At 42.3% G+C, this 307-nt stretch carries 1 protein-coding gene and 1 pseudogene; both read left to right on the top strand.

Annotation, left to right across the window (positions count from 1 at the left end):
* Positions 1 to 157: pseudogene (locus B1A85_RS26450) on the top strand (NAD-dependent dehydratase); the annotation flags it as partial.
* A partial coding sequence (locus B1A85_RS23480; protein WP_210404718.1) for a dTDP-4-dehydrorhamnose 3,5-epimerase family protein occupies positions 154 to 307 on the top strand: 154 nt, incomplete at its 3' end. The pseudogene B1A85_RS26450 and the gene B1A85_RS23480, both read left to right, overlap by 4 nt.

The following is a 307-nucleotide window of genomic DNA, read 5'->3' on the forward strand; positions in this document are numbered from 1 at the left end:
TGCTGTGCGTGGCGCACAACAACTTTATGACTTGTTTAGCCTGACTGATTTGTCAGAAGAAACCTTTTTGTTCCGTGGTTTCACTCGCTTAAAGCAATTGGAGTATTTGATTCGCACGCATCAAATTGACCAAGATTTCTATTGGAGAACAGTATGAAATTTACTCAAACACCACTTGACGGTGCATACATCATTGATTTAGAAGAAAAACCTGACCATCGCGGTTTTTTTGCCCGCACCTATTGTGCTGAAGAATTCGCTGCCTACGGACTGAAAGCCACCGTCGCTCAATGCAACTTATCGTTTA

Source organism: Chroococcidiopsis sp. TS-821 (genome assembly GCF_002939305.1).
GTDB lineage: Bacteria > Cyanobacteriota > Cyanobacteriia > Cyanobacteriales > Chroococcidiopsidaceae > Chroogloeocystis.